This is a genomic window from Acinetobacter sp. 148, assembly GCF_031196675.1.
Lineage (GTDB): Bacteria > Pseudomonadota > Gammaproteobacteria > Pseudomonadales > Moraxellaceae > Acinetobacter > Acinetobacter baumannii.
In genome coordinates this window covers 95,379-113,840 of record NZ_JAVIMT010000038.1, presented here as the reverse complement: position 1 = coordinate 113,840, position 18,462 = coordinate 95,379, and the positions used below count along the sequence as shown (strand labels likewise).

The 18,462-nt window shown below is 40.5% G+C and carries 19 protein-coding genes; 8 read left to right on the top strand and 11 right to left on the bottom strand.

Annotated elements, in window-relative coordinates; all coding sequences use genetic code 11:
• Positions 1–12 precede the first annotated feature (12 nt).
• The 7 genes from glmU to RFX69_RS06710 all read right to left on the bottom strand — a co-directional run bounded on the left by glmU (position 13) and on the right by RFX69_RS06710 (position 6,433).
• On the bottom strand, positions 13–1,377 hold the full coding sequence (glmU, locus tag RFX69_RS06740) for a bifunctional UDP-N-acetylglucosamine diphosphorylase/glucosamine-1-phosphate N-acetyltransferase GlmU (RefSeq protein ID WP_000108581.1): 1,365 nt from the start codon (positions 1,375–1,377) through the stop codon (positions 13–15).
• Between the two features lie 8 nt (positions 1,378–1,385).
• Positions 1,386–1,919 (bottom strand): phosphatidylglycerophosphatase A, encoded by a 534-nt coding sequence (locus RFX69_RS06735; RefSeq protein ID WP_270900887.1) that lies wholly within the window; start codon positions 1,917–1,919, stop codon positions 1,386–1,388.
• On the bottom strand, positions 1,897–2,814 hold the full coding sequence (thiL, locus tag RFX69_RS06730; protein ID WP_000807406.1) for a thiamine-phosphate kinase: 918 nt from the start codon (positions 2,812–2,814) through the stop codon (positions 1,897–1,899). Before thiL ends, RFX69_RS06735 begins: the two co-directional genes overlap by 23 nt.
• A 15-nt stretch (positions 2,815–2,829) precedes the next feature.
• A complete protein-coding gene (gene nusB / locus RFX69_RS06725; RefSeq protein ID WP_000084188.1) occupies positions 2,830–3,279 on the bottom strand; it encodes a transcription antitermination factor NusB in 450 nt (149 codons plus the stop codon).
• Positions 3,280–3,282: 3 nt separating this feature from the next.
• Positions 3,283–3,753: a 6,7-dimethyl-8-ribityllumazine synthase gene (gene ribE / locus RFX69_RS06720; protein ID WP_001007829.1), complete on the bottom strand. Its 471-nt coding sequence runs from the start codon at positions 3,751–3,753 to the stop codon at positions 3,283–3,285.
• Positions 3,754–3,764: 11 nt separating this feature from the next.
• Positions 3,765–4,886, bottom strand: coding sequence for a bifunctional 3,4-dihydroxy-2-butanone-4-phosphate synthase/GTP cyclohydrolase II (ribBA, locus tag RFX69_RS06715; protein ID WP_001131392.1), 1,122 nt, complete (start codon positions 4,884–4,886; stop codon positions 3,765–3,767).
• Between the two features lie 239 nt (positions 4,887–5,125).
• Positions 5,126–6,433 carry a hypothetical protein gene (locus RFX69_RS06710; protein WP_002000748.1) on the bottom strand — a complete coding sequence of 436 codons (1,308 nt, stop codon included), beginning with the start codon at positions 6,431–6,433 and terminating at the stop codon, positions 5,126–5,128.
• A gap of 59 nt (positions 6,434–6,492) precedes the next feature.
• On the opposite strand from RFX69_RS06710, the gene serB reads away from it, so the two are divergent.
• The 3 genes from serB to RFX69_RS06695 all read left to right on the top strand — a co-directional run bounded on the left by serB (position 6,493) and on the right by RFX69_RS06695 (position 9,194).
• Positions 6,493–7,716, top strand: coding sequence for a phosphoserine phosphatase SerB (serB, locus tag RFX69_RS06705; RefSeq protein WP_001206799.1), 1,224 nt, complete (start codon positions 6,493–6,495; stop codon positions 7,714–7,716).
• 409 nt (positions 7,717–8,125) lie between these two features.
• Positions 8,126–8,461, top strand: coding sequence for a ciprofloxacin tolerance protein AciT (aciT, locus tag RFX69_RS06700; protein ID WP_000255593.1), 336 nt, complete (start codon positions 8,126–8,128; stop codon positions 8,459–8,461).
• Between the two features lie 253 nt (positions 8,462–8,714).
• Positions 8,715–9,194 carry a hypothetical protein gene (locus RFX69_RS06695; protein ID WP_000778126.1) on the top strand — a complete coding sequence of 160 codons (480 nt, stop codon included), beginning with the start codon at positions 8,715–8,717 and terminating at the stop codon, positions 9,192–9,194.
• Positions 9,195–9,233: 39 nt separating this feature from the next.
• On the opposite strand, the gene dtd is transcribed toward RFX69_RS06695, so the two are convergent.
• A complete protein-coding gene (gene dtd / locus RFX69_RS06690) occupies positions 9,234–9,677 on the bottom strand; it encodes a D-aminoacyl-tRNA deacylase (RefSeq protein WP_001202026.1) in 444 nt (147 codons plus the stop codon).
• Positions 9,678–9,845: 168 nt separating this feature from the next.
• Here dtd and pncB point away from each other — a divergent pair, with 168 nt between their 5' ends.
• The 4 genes from pncB (at position 9,846) to RFX69_RS06670 (ending at position 14,324) form a co-directional block, all read left to right on the top strand.
• Entirely contained in the window at positions 9,846–11,060 is a 1,215-nt protein-coding gene (gene pncB, locus RFX69_RS06685) for a nicotinate phosphoribosyltransferase (RefSeq protein WP_032009500.1), read from the top strand.
• A gap of 150 nt (positions 11,061–11,210) precedes the next feature.
• On the top strand, positions 11,211–12,059 hold the full coding sequence (locus tag RFX69_RS06680; RefSeq protein WP_000174475.1) for a sulfurtransferase: 849 nt from the start codon (positions 11,211–11,213) through the stop codon (positions 12,057–12,059).
• On the top strand, positions 12,056–12,907 hold the full coding sequence (gene asd / locus RFX69_RS06675; RefSeq protein ID WP_000011219.1) for an archaetidylserine decarboxylase: 852 nt from the start codon (positions 12,056–12,058) through the stop codon (positions 12,905–12,907). Before RFX69_RS06680 ends, asd begins: the two co-directional genes overlap by 4 nt.
• A 220-nt stretch (positions 12,908–13,127) precedes the next feature.
• Complete coding sequence (locus RFX69_RS06670) at positions 13,128–14,324, top strand: alpha/beta fold hydrolase (protein ID WP_000619876.1); 1,197 nt, start codon at positions 13,128–13,130, stop codon at positions 14,322–14,324.
• A gap of 69 nt (positions 14,325–14,393) precedes the next feature.
• Here the strand turns inward: RFX69_RS06670 and phoR are convergent, their stop codons facing one another.
• The 3 genes from phoR to RFX69_RS06655 form a co-directional block, all read right to left on the bottom strand.
• Positions 14,394–15,752 (bottom strand): phosphate regulon sensor histidine kinase PhoR, encoded by a 1,359-nt coding sequence (gene phoR / locus RFX69_RS06665; RefSeq protein WP_000273188.1) that lies wholly within the window; start codon positions 15,750–15,752, stop codon positions 14,394–14,396.
• Positions 15,753–15,761: 9 nt separating this feature from the next.
• Entirely contained in the window at positions 15,762–16,472 is a 711-nt protein-coding gene (gene phoB, locus RFX69_RS06660) for a phosphate regulon transcriptional regulator PhoB (RefSeq protein ID WP_000650776.1), read from the bottom strand.
• 255 nt (positions 16,473–16,727) lie between these two features.
• The gene (locus tag RFX69_RS06655; protein WP_000224581.1) at positions 16,728–17,399 is read right to left on the bottom strand and encodes a TetR/AcrR family transcriptional regulator; all 672 of its coding nucleotides are present in this window, start codon (positions 17,397–17,399) and stop codon (positions 16,728–16,730) included.
• Between the two features lie 196 nt (positions 17,400–17,595).
• Here RFX69_RS06655 and RFX69_RS06650 point away from each other — a divergent pair, with 196 nt between their 5' ends.
• Positions 17,596–18,429 (top strand): SDR family oxidoreductase, encoded by an 834-nt coding sequence (locus RFX69_RS06650; RefSeq protein WP_000787758.1) that lies wholly within the window; start codon positions 17,596–17,598, stop codon positions 18,427–18,429.
• Positions 18,430–18,462: the final 33 nt, after the last annotated feature.

Sequence of the window (18,462 nt, the reverse complement as noted above, 5' to 3'; positions counted from 1 at the left end):
ATTTCAATCCTCTTATTTTTTAAGCTTTTGGGGACGTTGATAATTTGCTTTAGAAATTTGTTGAGCACGCTCAAAGGAGAGACTTTGTTCAGCCACATCTTTCGTAATCACAGAACCCGCACCGACTGTTGCTCCATTACCAATAGTCACAGGCGCAACCAGCGAGCTATTAGAACCGATAAAAACTGCATCGCCAATAGTGGTTTTGTGTTTATTTGCACCATCATAATTGCAGGTGATTGTACCTGCCCCAATATTTGATTCAGCACCGATCTCGGCATCACCTAAATAGGTGAAATGGTTAGCTTTACTGCCTAGACCGATCGTTGTATTTTTGACTTCAACAAAGTTGCCGATATGTACTTCGTTAGCCAATTTAGCACCTGGACGTAAGCGTGCGAATGGACCAATTTGGGTATTTTCTCCAACAACTGCTCCATCAAAAACGCTGTATGCTTGGACTTTAGTGCCCGCTGCAATGGTTGTATTTTTTAAGATACAGCCAGCACCGATTTCGACAAAGTCACCGAGTTCACAGTCGCCTTCAATAATGACATTCACATCAATACGGACATCATGACCAACTTTTACTGTACCACGCAAATCAAAACGTGCAGGATCAGCAAAAGTTACGCCTTGCTGCATAAGTTCTTTTGCTTGTTGTTTTTGAAATTCACGCTCAAGTGCTGCAAGTTGCAGGCGGTCATTTACACCTTCAACTTCAAATGCGAGCTCTGGTTGAATTGAGGCGATTTCTAGACCATCAGCAACAGCCATCGCAACGATATCAGTTAAATAGTATTCGCCTTGTGCATTTTCATTTGAAAGCTTAGGCAACCACTCATGAAGTTTTGCATTGCTGACACAGTAAATACCTGTGTTAATTTCTTGAATTTGACGCTGAGCTTCGGTTGCGTCTTTATGTTCAACAATCGCTTGGATTTTACCGTCTTGGCGGACAATACGACCATAACCTGTTGGGTTATCGACATGTAAAGTAATCATACCAATACCGGTTTTATTTGATGCTTCAATCAGCTGTTCAAGCGTTGTTTGACGGACTAAAGGAACATCACCGTATAAAATTAATGAAATGCCGTCTTTAGGAAGTACCGGTAAAGTCATTTGTACAGCATGACCAGTCCCTAACTGTTCTGCTTGTTCAACCCATTGAATGTTTTCTTGTGCGAAAGTCTTTTTTACGTGATCGCCGCCATGTCCATAAATGGTAATGATATTTTCTGCTAATAGTTGTTTTGCTGTTTTAATAACATGTCCTAGTAGCGGGCGTCCAGCTAAAGGTTGCAATACTTTAGGTAGTTGTGAACGCATTCGCGTTCCTTTGCCTGCAGCAAGGATAATGACGGTAGTTGACATGAGTAAACCTACTTAAATGGCGTTACGCCCCAGAAAGTAATAAATATGATGATACAGAGTGCCGCCCAAAGCCCTGCAATGATGTCGTCTAGCATAATTCCGAAGCCACCAGCAACTTTCTGGTCAGCAACACGGATTGGCCAAGGTTTCCAAACATCAAACAGGCGGAATAAGCAAAAAGCAACTAGTGCCCATTGTAACGACATTATATTAAAAAATATTAAAGGCAGAAGAGTAATTGATTGTCCTGCAAATTCATCCCAAACAATTCGTCCATCATCATGAACATCAAGGATTTTTGCAGTTTGACCGCAAATATAAATACCCACCACTGACATGATGAGAATAGCGATTAAACTTAAAGTAAAACCGAAAGATAACCAGATGGGAACAAAAAGTAAGGCAAAAGCAGAGCCAAAAGTACCAGGTGCTTTAGGAGCAAGACCAGATCCAAAACCAACCCCACAGAAAACGATGCAGCGGTTGAACCAAGACATGTCTTTAAAATGAATCGGCGGTTTATGCAAAGTGTTGGTATCCATGAATTTGCAATGGGTAATCTGAACCCAAATGCTCAAAAGTTAGTTTTGTTTGCTCAACGATCTGTCCGATCATTGTAATCTTAACGTCTAGTTGTTTTTGCAAAAGTTTTTCATAATTTTGCGGTGTTATTGTAAAACATAATTCGTAGTCATCACCACCTGCCAAGGCATATTGCCAACGTTGTCGTTCTTCTAGTTGTTGCAGTACAGGATCGACAGGTAATTTTTCAAGAATGAGTCGTGCTCCAACCTTGGATGCTTTTAAAATATGTCCTAAATCTTGAGCTAAACCATCTGACACATCGATCATGCTAGAGGCGAGCCCTTTTAGCTCTTCTCCAAGCTTACAACGTGGCGTCGGATAGTCCAGTCTTTGTTGTAGGGAATGTCCTAAATGCTGAAGCCCATAAGCAGCATCACCAATCTGCCCACTTACACAAACATAATCACCGACCTTAGCACCTGAACGTAATACAGCTTTTCCTGTTTCAATCCAGCCCATGGCCGTGACGGTAATAGTAAGGTGCGGACCTTGAGTGGTATCTCCGCCAATTAAGGCAACTCCAAATTGATTACAACAGTCATAGATTCCCTGACTAAATCCTTCAAGCCATTCATGGTCAACTTGAGGCAAGCTGATCGCAAGTAAAATACTATGTGGTTTGGCGCCCATTGCAGCAATATCAGACAGATTTACGGCAACACTTTTCCAGCCAATCGCATGGGGCGAGGTTTCAAGAGGGAAGTGACGTCCAGCAACAAGTGTATCTGCACAGATCACCAGTTGTTGATTTGGAGGGGGAGTAATTAAGGCTGAGTCATCACCAATACCAAGCGCAACGTCAGGATGTGACTGACGATTAAAGTATTGGTCAATAATTGAGAACTCAGCCATAGAACATCAAGCCTATTATTTTGCTTGTTGTTTTTCTGCGCTACGCAGTGTCGAACTTAAACGGTCTAATACACCATTGATGTATTTATGACTGTCTGCTCCGCCAAAATGCTTCGCAAGTTCGATTGCTTCATCAAGTACCACACGATATGGAATTTCTAGATGATCACGTAACTCGTAAGCACCTAAACGCAAAGTTGCGAGCTCTACACCATCTAGTGCGTCAATTTCACGGTCAAGTACCGGAATAAGTAACGCATCAAGGTCTTCGTGCTGAGCGATAACTTGAGTAAGTAGTTCGTGATAATAGTTCAAGTCTACCTTGTGCATTGCATTTTCAGCACGTGTACGCGCTTCAATTTCATGTACAGGGTTGTGACTCATTTGCCACTCATAAATACCTTGTACAGCAAAACGACGTGCTTTACGTTTTGCTGCATAAGCGGCTTGCAGTGTTTGAGACATGCTTTAAATTGCCTTTAATAAATTAACCATTTCAATTGCAGTTAAAGCAGCTTCGCTACCTTTGTTTCCTGCTTTTGTACCTGAGCGTTCGATTGCTTGCTCGATGCTGTCAGTAGTTAATACACCATTGATAACAGGCAAGCTGCTTTCTAACGCAACTACACCTAAACCTTTCGCACATTCACCAGCAACAAAGTCAAAGTGAGGTGTGCTACCACGAATGACTGCACCGAGTGCAATGATGGCATCAAACTGGTTTGATGTAGCTAATTTTTTAGCAACGATCGGTAGTTCCCATGCGCCTGGAGCGTGAATAACAGTAATGTTATCTTCATTTACGCCATGACGTTTTAACGTGTCGATCGCGCCTTCTAATAAGTGTTCAACAACAAAACTGTTGAAACGACCCACTAAAATCGCATAACGACCTTCGCTTGCGAGATGTAATAAACCTTCAATACGGCGAATTGCCATAGCAACCTCGATTATTTCGTTGTGATTTGATCAGCAGTGACATATTCCACTACTTCTAAATTAAAGCCAGATAAGGCATTGAAACGCAATGGTGAGCTAAGAAGCTTCATTTTTTCAACACCTAAATCACGCAAAATTTGAGCACCAACACCAATGGTTTGATATTGATGTGAAAGTGCTGCATTGGATTTCACCGGTTTTGGCTTAGTTAAATCATCCAACGCTGGTCCCAAGTCTTGCAAATGATCTTGTCCGATCCAGACTAAAACGCCGCGGTCACTTGCTGCAATCGTTTGTAGCGCACGGTCTAGATTCCAAGCCGGTTCACCGTCAGCTTTATTTAGCTTAAGCAAATCGCGAACAGGACTAAAACCATGTACACGTACCGTTGTAACGCCTTCTTTTGGCTCACCTTTGACTAAAGCCAAATGAATGTCAGGGTTACCTATCTCACGATAGCGATAGAGCTCAAATGAACCATATTCTGTTTGAATCGTTCTTTGATCCAAACGTTCTACAGTTTGCTCATTGGTCATACGGTAGTGAATTAGGTCGGCAATTGTACCAATTTTTAGGCCATGCTTCTCAGCAAAAATTTCTAAATCTGCGCGGCGTGCCATTGTGCCATCTTCTTTGATGATTTCACAAATGACAGATGCAGGCTCAAGACCTGCTAGTCGTGCTAAATCACAACCTGCCTCGGTATGACCTGCACGGTGTAATACACCACCTGGCTGTGCCATGAGTGGGAAAATATGGCCCGGTTGTACAATATCGGTTGGTTTGGCATGTGCTGCCACAGCAGCTTGAATCGTGTGAGCACGTTCTGCTGCCGAAATACCAGTAGTAATACCTTCAGCTGCTTCGATAGATAACGTAAAGTTAGTACCATGCTGGGCACCGTTCTGGTCAACCATCAGCGGGAGGTTTAATTGTTTACAACGTTCACGGCTTAAAGTTAAGCAAACTAAACCGCGTGCATGTGTAATCATGAAGTTAATATCTTCAGGGCGTACATGCGTTGCTGCGATGACAAGGTCACCTTCATTTTCACGGTCTTCGTCATCCATTAAGATGACCATTTTGCCTGCACGAATATCGGCGACAAGTTCTTCAACACGACTCAGCGGCATTCGCTTTCACCTTTTTTTGTCGTAAGACAATTTCTATTGAATAAATTTCGCATAGTTTACGCTGTTTATAGAATTTTGCCTATGATTCTGATTTATCCAAATTTACGGCTCAACATCATAAGTCCGGATTTATTTAGATAAATAAATCATAAAGAAATAAAATTATTTAAAATAAATACCATAAATTTAGATAAAAAAACCTAGCCGAATGGCTAGGTTTAAATGCGCACAATAAATTTTTAAGATGCTGCACTACTCGGGCTGTCATTTTGAGGAATTGATTTTTTACCCATCAAAATTTCAGTTCGAATATTTTGTGCAAGCTCTGCACATTCAGCATTCATACCATTGATCATAAATGCATGACGAGTCATGACATTACTTGGGTTAGGCATTGCAACAAGCTGATAGCTGTCTTGAATTGCTTTAAGCTGTTCATTATCAAGGTAGAGTGCAGATTCTTTCGCATGAAGATGTTGCGCTAAACGTTGAGCAGCTTCTTTGGCATCAATTTGCATTGCTTCTACGGCATTACACACGGCACTGCGAGTTTGTAGCGCAAAGCGTTTATCTTCACGGTAACGCTTATATAAAACGTCTGAAAGCAATTGGAAAACCGTACCTACCATAAGTAGACACTCTACAGCGTGTGGATGTGAAGTCGAAATGGCAAGTGTTGCTCCCTCTGCATGAAACTCGTCTACGACATCAATATCAGTCGCTTTCAAATGATAATGCTTTGTACATAGCTCAATACTCTTGTTTAAGAAGAGCTGACAAAGTTTAAAGTACGGTACAGAAACAGACTGGTTAACACTACTTAATAACTGTTTAGGGTCATAAAATTGAATATTAAGTGCCAAGGTATTTTGGTCTGTAGACTCTAAGCTTTTTTCTGGTTGTGAGCGAACAATTGGTTTAGCTTTAGCTTGCTGCTGAGCTTGAGCTACCAAGGTTACCGTATTTTGTTTTTCCAGTGCTAGAGCTTGAGTTAACTCTTGAATCTCATGTTTTAAACGGTTTTCTTCGTTAATACGGGCTAAGTATTCGCTACGCGTTGGGCGAGCAATGGCGCGGTAAGCCAGCCATAATAAAACATGTAAAAACAGTGAAGCTAAAATCGCAAGCCATTGGGTACGAAGAATTTCCCCAATACTTGGTTGAATTAGTGTGATTTCAATAGAACCGACTTTTTTCTCGTTTTGAAGCGCATCACGAACAAAAATTTCACCTTGGCGAGTTTTTGACATGCCGCTTGTTGCCAAAACTTGTTTATTGGCGTCAAGAATACGGATAGATGCCACACTTGGATTGGTCGCATAGCGATTGGCAATCAGAGCTAAAGAGACCGTATTGGCAGGTTCAAGCTCAGATAAGCTGTCTGCAACGAGTTGACTGGTCATGAGCTGACCTTGACTCGCACGGTTTTCATTGAGCTGGTGTGTCGTTGCAATCACCAATAAAAAGGTATGCAATGCAAAACTAATGATCAGTAGGCTAGCAAATAGCCCTTGTCTAGGCGCAATCAAGTTAAACTTCCAAGGCAATTATATTGAAATTCGATTATGATTCTTACAATAGTTGTCACTCAGACTAGAGTCAATTCATGCGAGAAATCATTCTTATATCCTTTTTAGGACCGGACCAACCAAACCAGTTTACCCGATTAATGCAAGTACTATCCGTACATTCATTGCAAATACTGGATGTAGGTCAGGCTGTTATTCATAATCAACTGACATTGGGCATTGTGGTCGCCTCTGAAAATGAAACCGCGACCGCGTTGGCAATGAAAGAGATTTTGATTTTAGCACATGATATTGGCTTAACAGTGCGCTTTAAACCTATCTCGGGCGCAGAATACGATCAATGGGTCAGCGAAGGTGGACGAACTCGTTATATCGTCACGGCTTTAGCACCGGAACTCACTGCTGCACATTTACAAGCCGTTACACAAATTGTGTCTAGCCAAGGCTTTAACATCGAAACTGTAACTCGTTTATCAGGTCGTGTAGATCTTGAAAAAGATAGCACATTGCCTCGCCGTGCTTGTGTACAGTTTGGTTTAAGCAGTGGTCCGACTTTAGATGCTCAAGCTATGCGTGCAGCTTGTTTGCTTCTTTCAAGCGAATTAAATATTGATGTGGCTGTTCAGGAAGATAACGCTTATCGACGTAACCGCCGTTTAGTCTGCTTCGATATGGATTCAACTTTAATTGAACAAGAAGTGATTGATGAATTGGCGCTTGAAGCAGGGGTGGGTGAGCAAGTTGCTGAAATCACTGAAAGAGCGATGCAAGGTGAGTTGGACTTCCAACAAAGTTTCCGTGCGCGGGTTGCTTTACTCAAAGGTCTTGATGCGTCAGTTTTACCTAAAATTGCCGAGCGATTGACAATCACCGAAGGTGCCGAGCGCCTCATTTCGACTTTAAAAGCCCTTGGATATAAAACGGCAATTTTATCTGGTGGCTTCCAATATTTTGCTGAATATTTACAAGCTAAATTAGGCATTGATGAAGTTCACGCTAACGTTTTAGATGTACAAGATGGCGTTGTGACAGGTGAAGTAAAAGGTGTAATTGTTGATGGTGCCCGTAAAGCGGAGTTGCTGCGTGAGCTGGCGAACAAACTCGGTATTTCACTAGAGCAAGCGATGGCTGTTGGCGATGGCGCAAATGATTTACCGATGCTTGCGATTGCAGGACTTGGCGTGGCATATCGTGCTAAACCACTGGTGCGTCAAAATGCAAATCAGGCGATTTCAAGCGTTGGTCTGGATGGAGTACTGTATTTACTCGGTATGCATGACAAAGATTTAAGCCGTGCTTAAATAATAGTGAACAATCATTAAGCGCTGCTCAAGAGTAGCGCTTTTTTTATGCAGAATAGTCATAAAAACAAGCAAGTTATGACAAAATTATGCACAGAAAAAAGGCAATAAAAAAAACTGAAAAAAACTTATTTTAAGACAAAAAAACAGCATAGTTTTTTGTAATGACACGCCAGAATTGATGCCATATAGGAAGTAGAACTTTTTTAAATTTACAAAAATGTAATGACAAAAGAATGTTGCGACAAAGTATGTCGCATCGACAAATAACAGGTCTTTTTTTCTAAAAAAAAACATCCATAATGCTTTCTAAGCTTCAACACAAATCATGAATTAAAGTTGTTTTTGGAATGAGGTCTGGTGTTCAGACCGAATGTTTTTAGACGTTTTCATTAAGACGGAGGTTTCTATGGTAACAGCGAATTTTGCCGCTATCGCCGGACTCAGCTTAATTGCTGTCGCGCTTGTTGCTGTGTTCTTTTCTCCTTACCGTCGTTGGCTTGGTTTTATGCTTGCAGGGATGTTTTTTTGGGGGCTATTGGAAGTGGTCCGTTTTGGAGTTCAAGTCACTTTTGAAATGCCAGTCACATATAGTTATTTAACTGCACTAAGTCTAGCGATGGTAATGGTTACATTTGTTTTATTACGTGAGGATAAACAGGCACAGAAGGCTTTGGCAAATCGCCAATATATAGAACACACGCCAGTATATGAAGATGATCAGCAGCAATGTTCTAGCCGATAATTTAATTGTTATCTAACGGTAAAAAGGTATGCACAGCATGCCTTTTTTATTTACGAAAACATGATTTTTATTATACAAAGCATTTATTAAAAAATAGCCAGTTATGCTACGATAGACTGGTCTGTTGACGTTTCATATATAGATTGCGTTGCCAATTAGAATATCATCAGTCGATGCACGAAACAGGCAATGGTGAGTCCTTGCTGAGTTTTGCCCCAAGGTTTTCATAAAAATACAATAGGCGTGAATGTTCATGAAACTTTCTTCTATACCTGTAGTCAAGTTACCACTTGTTGATGTCAGTACAGACCCGTTAGATTTATTGGTAGCAGGTTTGGCGCTGCGTATGAAACAGTTGGCACGTACAAGTCCTAAGTTTATTGAGCTAGTGCATGATCGCGCATTCCGTATTCAAATTGGTACTGATTTAGGTGTGGCTCGCCAAATTATTATTAATCATGGTCACATCGATACAGTTGCTGGATCACCTGAAAAAGCTGACTTTATTTTGCAGTTTGCAGATAGCGAACAAGGCGTAAAAACTTTACTCAAAGGTGACCCAACAGCATTTATGACGGGTATGCAAGACGGCAGCATTAAAATGGAAGGTGATTTCAGCTTGCTCGTTTGGTTTAACCAAGCAGCTAAATTGATTCCACCAAAATTACCAAAACCAGTAAAAGATAAAGTACGTCAAGCACGTGCTTTTATTAAAGAAAAAACTGGTCGTTAAGATCTAACAAAAAACTCCCGATTGGGAGTTTTTTTATATCTATGCTTCAACTTCTAAATTGAAAGTGACTGGTCCATCATTAATCAAATGAACTTTCATATCCGCAGCAAAAATACCTGTTTGAACATTTTCAAACTGTGAACGAGTATATTCTACCAACTGTTCATATAGTGCTTTTGCGTCGCTAGGTGGCATGGCCGGACCAAAGTCTGGACGTAGTCCTTTTTGCGTTTGAGCCATTAAAGTGAACTGTGAAACAAGCAGGACTCCGCCATTTGCCTGAGATACATTCCAGCCCATTTTGCCTTGCTCATCATCAAAAATACGATATTTCAAAATCTTGTCGATGAGCTTTTGTCCGGTGGCAAGCGTGTCGTCTCGACCGATCCCTAAAAAAACCAATAAGCCATGCTGGATTTCACCGGTCGTTTCACCGTCTACTACTACTTTAGCTTCAAGAACTCGTTGTATTAAAGCGCGCATTGTTAGAGAAAGTTTCTGCAATTAATTGAATGGATGCAGTTTAGCAGAAATTAAATTAAATGATTTTTAAAAGGAAATTTCATGGAACTGCAACAATGGTATAAAAGCTCGCAATTCATCTAGAAAAATATGCTTTAATGCTAAGAAGCAAGCGAATAATCATTGACTATGTCTCCAATTATCCATTCTTTACTTGATACAGACTTGTACAAATTTACGATGCTACAAGTGGTTCTGCATAAATTCCCGCAAACACATAGCGTCTATCATTTTCGTTGCAGAAATTTAGAAGATACGGTCTATCCATTAGTGGATATTTTGGATGACTTAAACGAGCAACTCGACCATTTATGTAATCTCAAATATAAAGAAGACGAACTACAATATTTAAGAAAATTACGATTTATTAAAAGCGACTTTGTCGATTATTTAGAATTATTTCAACTCAAACGCCGTTTTATTCATGCGAGTATAGATGAAGAAGGTCGATTAGACATCCGTATTGAAGGGCCAATGGTTCAGGCCATGATGTTTGAGATTTTTGTTTTAGCCATTGTAAATGAATTATATTTTAGCCGGATTAAAACAGATGAAGTCTGGGCTGAAGGCGAGCGTCGTTTACAAACAAAACTTGAATTAATTCAGCAATACGAAAAATCTCAACAACCGAATGATCCACCATTTTTAGTTTCTGATTTTGGTACCCGCCGTCGTTATAGTTTTGAATGGCAAAAACATGTAGTTGCTGCATTTCATAACACTGTGCCAAATGTGTTCCGTGGTACAAGTAACGTCTTGCTTGCCAAAGAGTTAAATATTACGCCAATTGGAACCATGGCCCACGAATTCTTACAAGCTTTTCAGGCGCTTGATGTTCGCTTACGTGACTTTCAAAAAGCTGCTTTAGAGACGTGGGTTCAAGAATATCGCGGAGACTTAGGAATTGCTTTAACTGATGTTGTGGGTATGGACGCTTTCCTCAGAGATTTTGACTTGTATTTTGCCAAATTATTTGATGGCTTACGTCATGACAGTGGTGATCCGTACGAGTGGGGTGATAAAGCATATGCACACTATCGTAAATTAAAAATTGATACCAAAACCAAAATGTTGACCTTTAGTGATGGCCTTAATTTACCAAAGGCTTGGGAGCTACATCAATATTTCAAAGACCGTTTCCAGGTGAGTTTCGGTATTGGTACTAATTTGACCAATGACATGGGCCAAACACCGCTCAATATTGTATTGAAACTGGTTGAGTGTAATGGTCAGTCTGTTGCTAAAATTTCGGACAGCCCTGGCAAAACCATGACTGATAACGATACATTCTTGGCCTATTTACGTCAGGTTTTCCAAATCGAAGAGCTGGATGAAGCAATTTAATTACAATAGAGCTTAAGCGCTTGGCAGCCACTTAAGACTTGAGAATTTTAATATCTTATTTTCTGCTAAACACTAGCAGAAAATCAGGGTTTGATAGATATAAGCTTATGCTAAGATGAAATTAAGCTGGTATAAAAAGTAACCATGACGATGACACTCCCTGATTTTAAACTCGATTTATTAATAGAAGCAGAAGAGTTAGTGCCTTATTTAGGCAATGAATATATCCGTATTGTTGATTTGAGCCGTGCATCAGTTTATGAGCAGCTCCATGTTCCGCATGCTATTCACTTACAACCTAAATGGTTAGTTGCTCAACACGAAGAAGCAACAGGTGTTTTACCGGATGAAGCGGGTTTACAAGCGCTTATTGAAAAATTGAATATTTCACCAAATCACCATGTGGTGGTCTATGATGATGAAGGTGGAGCATGGGCAGGGCGTTTAATCTGGAATCTCCATTGCTTAGGTTTTACCCGTACAAGTTTAATTAATGGCGGAATTCATGCATGGCTTGGTGCAGGTTTACCCACCACAGCTGAGGTTGAAGAACTTCCTCGAGTTGATAACTTAATTCAGATCGATTTATCACATGCTGCTCAGTTCCGAGTGAACTATGAAGAACTACGCAAACAAGTTGAGCAAGAAAGTGTGCAATTGTGGGATTGCAGAACCAGTGATGAATATAGTGGCGTCCGTTTAGCAGCGCGACGCGGTGGTCACATTCCAAATGCCCTCCATTTTGAATGGAGTACTGCACTTAATCGTCAAAATCATCTAAAATTGCATCCGCTTGAACGCACGCGGCAGCGTCTTGAACAACTTGGGTTCGATTTAAAGCAACCTGTAGTCGTATACTGCCAGTCACATCACCGTTCTGGTTTGGCTTATATTCTGGCTAGACTTTTAGGTTGGGAAGCAAAAGCCTATGATGGTGCGTGGAGTGAATGGGGCAATCGCCTCGATAGTCCTATCATTACTGGAGAATCGCCGTCTTGAGTTTTACATCTCGCTTAAAAAAAGAATTATTTATTAAGGCACAAAATCTTGTTCCTCAGCATCAGTTAAGTCGTGTAGTGGGTAAAGTTGCTGCAAGTGAAAATCCAATTTTAAAAGCTGCTGTTATTCATGCATTTAAAACCAAATACGGCATTGATTTATCGATTGCTGAACAAGGCAATGCACTGAAATATAAATCTTTTAATGATTTCTTTACCCGTGCCTTGAAAGATGGCGTACGTTTAGTTGATGAAAATCCGGATAGTATTGTTTCACCAGCGGATGGCGCGATTTCTCAAATTGGTAAAATCACTGCGGGCGAAGTATTTCAAGCAAAAGGCCAAAGTTTCTCTGTAGAAAAGTTAATTGGCGATCCACAACTTGCTCAGCCTTTCCAAGAAGGTGAGTTTGCAACGGTTTATCTTTCTCCACGTGATTATCACCGTGTTCATATGCCATTTTCAGGCACATTAACTGAAACGTTATATGTACCGGGTGAGTTATTTTCAGTAAATCAGGTGACTGCTGAAAATGTACCGGGATTATTTGCCCGTAATGAGCGTATGGTATGTTTATTTGATACTGAGCTTGGTCGTATGGCCGTTGTTTTGGTCGGCGCTATGATTGTGGCAGGTATTGAAACTGTGGCAACAGGTAAAGTAAAACCATCAGGTCGTATCGAATTACAGCATCATGAGTTGAAGTTAGAGAAAGGTGCTGAGCTTGGCCGTTTTTATTTAGGTTCTACTGCAATTATTTTATTTGAAAAAGATAAAATCGAGTGGGAAAAACGTTTTAAAGCCGAGTCCGTTGTTGTCATGGGCGAACGTATGGGCCATACGCTTTAACCCATCCATAGAAAATAAAAAAGAGAGCATTTGCTCTCTTTTTTATTTTCTATGGATTGGCATTTCTATGCTTAAAGTCTAGATTTAGTGAGAATAGTCATCTATTTTGGTATGTGAGTTCTTTCATTTGCCTCTTGTTAGGTTCTTTATATGCAATAGGGGGCATATTTTTTTATAAAACTAATTTGAAATGATGATTAGAAAGTAGAGGAGTAATCCCTTGATTAGAAAAAGTAATTCTTTATTAAAAATTTTATTTAGCAGTATTTGTTTGATATCTGGTTCTGCTATGGCTGCTCCAATTACAGATTTGAGTAAGCAAATTGTGAGTGAAAAACCGGGCTCAATACTTTCTATAGCGCAACAAGATGTGACGGATTTATTTCCTCATGCAGATCAGCGCTTATTAGTAAATTATCGTAGTCGAGGTGTGAATGACGAGCCTATCGTTGCCTCAGCGTTTATTTTATTACCGAAAGGAACACCACCAAAAAATGGCTGGCCCGTACTAGCTTGGGCGCATGGTACAACAGGAGTAGCCGATACTTGTGCACCTTCGGGTGATTATGCCGGTGGACCAGTTCATTCATATCAGGAAGTTGCTTCAAAAGCGTTAGATGGTTGGCTTGCACGAGGCTATGCAGTAGTTGCACCTGATTATCAAGGTCTGGGTACTTTAGGTGCACATCCTTATATGAATGCAAAGAGCCAATTGCATACAGTAGTAGATGCAGTGCGGGCGTTACATATGCTTAAACCAAAAGATTTTAATAAACAGTGGTTGGTGATGGGGCATAGCCAAGGCGGTGCTGCTGCTATTACCGTGGCGGCTTATGGTCAAAAAGATGCTCCCGAACTAGATTTAAAAGGGGCAATTGCTCTTGCGCCAGGTGGCTATCAATATGAAGGCATTGCAGAATATGTGTTGAGTCATCCAAACCCAGAACCAAGTGTGGCAGCATTTTTCCCGATTGTATTATTGGGAGCGCAAGCAGCAGAGCCAAGTATTATTCCTGAGAATTTAGTCAGTCCAGAAATGGGCAATGTGCTGACTCAAGCACGTAGCCGCTGTTTATCTGAACTTCAATCTGATTTGAAGAAATCTCCTTCTAGCATATTTCGACCTAATGCAGATTTAAAACCTCTTTTGTCTTATTTAAAACAGCAGTCTATTGAAAATATGGTGCCGACTGTACCGTTAATGATTGTTCAGGGTTCTAAAGATCATTTAGTTGACCCTAGAGGAACATATGCTTATTACCAACAGCTATGTAAATCAAAAAAACCAACTATTTATCAATCAATTGATGGTGGAGATCATCGCGATGCACTACGTCAGAGTCATACTTTTGCCACTGACTTTTTAAATGTTATAGAGAAAAATCAGACAAAATCGTATTGCTCAAATCTTAAGTAAATTGGTTTAAATACTACAAGAAAGCCGACTTTTCATAAGTCGGCTTTTTATATTTGAAGAAAGATGATTTTAAGTCATGTTATAGAGTCTTTCTTTTGGAAAAACTGCGGTAAAGGTTGATCCTTCATTTTCTTTAGATTGCACATCTAAGTAGGCGCCGTGTTGCATGAGTACGTGTTTTACAATCGCTAAGCCTAAACCTGTTCCACCGGTTTGACGACTACGGTCGCTGTCCACGCGGTAGAAGCGTTCAGTCAGACGCGGTAAATGTTTAGGATTAATGCCGATACCGGTATCTTGTACGCTAAAGTAAGCATGCTCACCGTCATCGTGCCAGCCAATGGTAATGGTTCCGCCTTTTGGTGTGTACTTAATGGCATTGGTAATTAAATTACTAAATGCGCTGGCAATTTCCATGTCTGAACCGATGAGGTCACAGTGGCTATCAATATGTAAGTTGAGTGTATGTCCATAATCGGCATTGTAGGCCTGAGCATCATCAAATAATTGATTCATTAAGCTCGGCATTTCAATAATCTGATTTTTTGCGATTTTCTTATTATTTTCTAAATTTGATAACAGTAGTAAGTCATTAACCAACGCATTCATACGTTTGGTTTGAGATTGCATCTGGTCAAATGCACGTTTCCAGCGCGGGTTAATATCTTCTTGGTCGGTAAAGGTTTCGATATAACCACTGAGCACGGTTAATGGTGTACGTAGTTCATGCGAAATATTATCGACAAAGTCTTTACGCATTTGCTCAAGATTATGCATACGAGTCACATCGTATGCCACAAGTAAGCGACTTTCCCCACCAAATCGTGTGAGCTTAACCTGTACATAACGGTCATCATCAAAATTCGAATGGAGTTTAATCCCATCGGGTGCCTGATCAATATTGTTAAAATATTCAATAAAAGTTGGCTGGCGCAAAATGGTTAATAAGTTGCGACCACGGTCAAGTGGACTAATTCCTAGTAAACGCTCTGCGGCTGGGTTCCACCATTCAATTTGATGTTGATCATCAATCAAGACTACCGCTTCGGCAAGTGCAACTAATGAAGATTGAGCGCGGTCAATAAGTCCTACCATTTCCGCTTGAACAATACGTTCTTGGCGCTGGGCACGGTAAACGTTAAATAATAATGCCCCCCAAATTCCGTTGAGGTTCGGAGGGACATCGTATGGATTATTGGCAATCCAGTCATTGACCAAATATAAAGAACGCAACTGAAGTGTAAAAAACACCACAAAGGCAATAAAAATACAGCTCCAGAAATACCCAATTCCTAAACCGACTAAACCTGCAATAATCAGGAAAAATAATAAAAGTCGTAAATCTTGTTTAGCAAACGTCCATAAACTACTGTAGCGGGAAAGCTTTTGTTCACGTACCTGTTCGGGGACGGGGTAGGGTTCATACATAAATTTTGGTTAACCTGCGGCTAAATCTGCACGTGTTGAGAAACGATAACCTGTACCACGTACAGTCTGAACAAATCGATCTACACCAAAAGGTTCTAAGACTTTACGCAAACGACGGATATGCACATCGATAGTACGGTCTTCGATGTATACATTACCGCCCCACACCTGATCGAGCAACTGGGCACGTGTATAGGCACGTTCCGGATGGGTCATAAAAAATGCAAGCAGACGGTATTCTGTTGGTCCCATATCTAAAATACTGTTACCAAAGCTTACGCGTTGGCTTACAGGATCAAGAATTAAACCATTGGCATCAATTGTTTTTTCACCGCTTAATGCATTTGCGCGGCGTAGAACAGCTTTAATACGAGAAACCAATTCACGGGTTGAAAATGGTTTGGTCATATAGTCATCTGCACCAGCATCCAGACCTTGTACTTTGTGGTCTTCTTCACCGCGAGCGGTCAACATAATGACTGGAATTTCTGCTAAGTTTTCATCACGTTTTAAACGGCGACATAAGTCGACCCCACTTACGCCCCCGGGTAACATCCAATCGAGCAAGATAAGCGCCGGACGTTGGTCGACGATAATTTGATGAGCCTGTTTGGCATCTTCTGCCTGTAAACACTGAAAGCCTGCCATGTCCAAAGAGGTATGGATCATTTCGCGGATAGGAAGCTCATCATCGACAATTAAAATATAGTCATCTTTCACAGCGTAATACCTTGTAGATTTTAACGGTGAACCGTTTTGTAGTTATGACAGGCTTATTACAAAGATTAATTATGACAATTTCATTGCAGAAAAGTCTATAAAATCGAATTTAGCAATAATTTGTGACAAAAATACGGCAAGCGCATGACCAAATGATGACAGATAGGTATAAATTTTCTTAAAACCATTCAGTGTGTTACAAGCTTATCTTAAACGAGGTTTTTAAAATAAAAACAGTGTCAAAAAACTTTAATATTATTTTGAAACTTTCGCGAGCAAAGCTAAAAAAACGATACGGCAGGCCGCTAAAACTTGCTCTAGAGACTGCTTAAACCCGCCCATCACCCATCGAACGGCAATTTGTGTCACGTATCCATTTAAACCAGTAGCGATTAATGAGAGTTCATTTTCGTTATGCTGGATTTGCGGCATGGTTAGCATCACAAAAGCTTGAATCATACGATCAAACTGGGCGAGAGTTTCCTGAATGGTGGCTTGATTATGTAATTCTTGGACCAAAATTGCATCGACATACACAATACGAGCCAAACGAGGGTCGTCTTTTAAAGTACTCAGTAGAGCACGTAAACCAGCATCGACCATTTGCTCAGGGTCTGGAGCCGCTTTAATGACGGCTTGCATCAAGTTTTGCTGTAATTCTTCAATCATTTTTAAAAAGATAGTCTGGAATAAATCTTCACTCTTTTTAAATGATTCATAAAAATAACGTTCGGTGAGTTTTGCTTCTTGGCAGACATCTTTTACCGTCACGGAAAAAAAGCCAAGGGTTCCATAAGTTGCAATACCGGCTTCAATGAGTTTTTCGCGGCGTGCCTCTTTGCGCTCAGACAGAGATAACCCTTTGAACTGACGTTCTTTACTCACAGTTTTTGTTTTCTTTTTACTGGTTGAGTCGTTTGTCGCCATAAATAAATGGTTTCCTAATTTATCGGTTTTTCGGCAAATATGAGCCCTATGATAAAGCCGTCAGCAGAATTGTGCCAATCTATCTGAAATTACAGTGTACTATATTGACAATGTATATTGTCAAAATTATATTGAAAGAGTCTAAATTGCACATGCAATGAACCAGTTGTGCAAATCGAAAAACAAAGGATGGGCAATGAAAAATTTTAAAAACAAAGTCGCTGCAATTACGGGTGCGGGTTCTGGCATTGGGCAACAATTAGCAATTCTTCTGGCAAAGCAGGGCTGCCATCTTTCATTAAGTGACATTAATGAAAAGGGCTTAGAGAAAACTGTTGAGCTATTAAAACCGTACAGTAACATTACTGTAACAACCAAGAAGTTAGATGTTTCTGACCGTGAGGCTGTAAGGCAGTGGGCACAGGAAACTGTTCAAGATCATGGCTGTGTTAACCTGATTTTTAACAATGCTGGTGTAGCTTTAGGCTCAACTGTAGAAGGCGCGACTTACGAAGATTTAGAGTGGATTGTGGGAATTAACTTCTGGGGCGTGGTTTACGGTACTAAAGAATTCTTACCGTTCATTAAGCAAACACAAGATGGCCATATTATTAATGTTTCCAGCTTATTTGGTTTAACAGCTCAGCCAACCCAGTCTGGCTATAACGCGACCAAATTTGCGGTACGTGGTTTTACTGAGTCATTGCGTCAAGAGTTAGATATTGAAAAATGCGGCGTAAGTTCGCTATGTGTACATCCGGGCGGTATTCGTACCAATATCGCTAAAGCTGCAAAAATGAGTGATAGTTTGAGTAGCTTGGGTATGGACCCAACTAAATCGATTCAAAACTTTGACAAGTTATTGCGTACCCCACCAGAGGAAGCAGCTCGTCAAATTTTGGATGCAGTTTTGAAAAATAAACGCCGTTTACTCATTGGTAGCGATGCAAAAATTCTGGATGCATTCCAGCGTTTATTCCCAACGGGATATCAACGTGCTTCAACCATTGTAACCAAATGGATGAAATAAGATTTAAAAGAAAAAAGCCATCAATTGATGGCT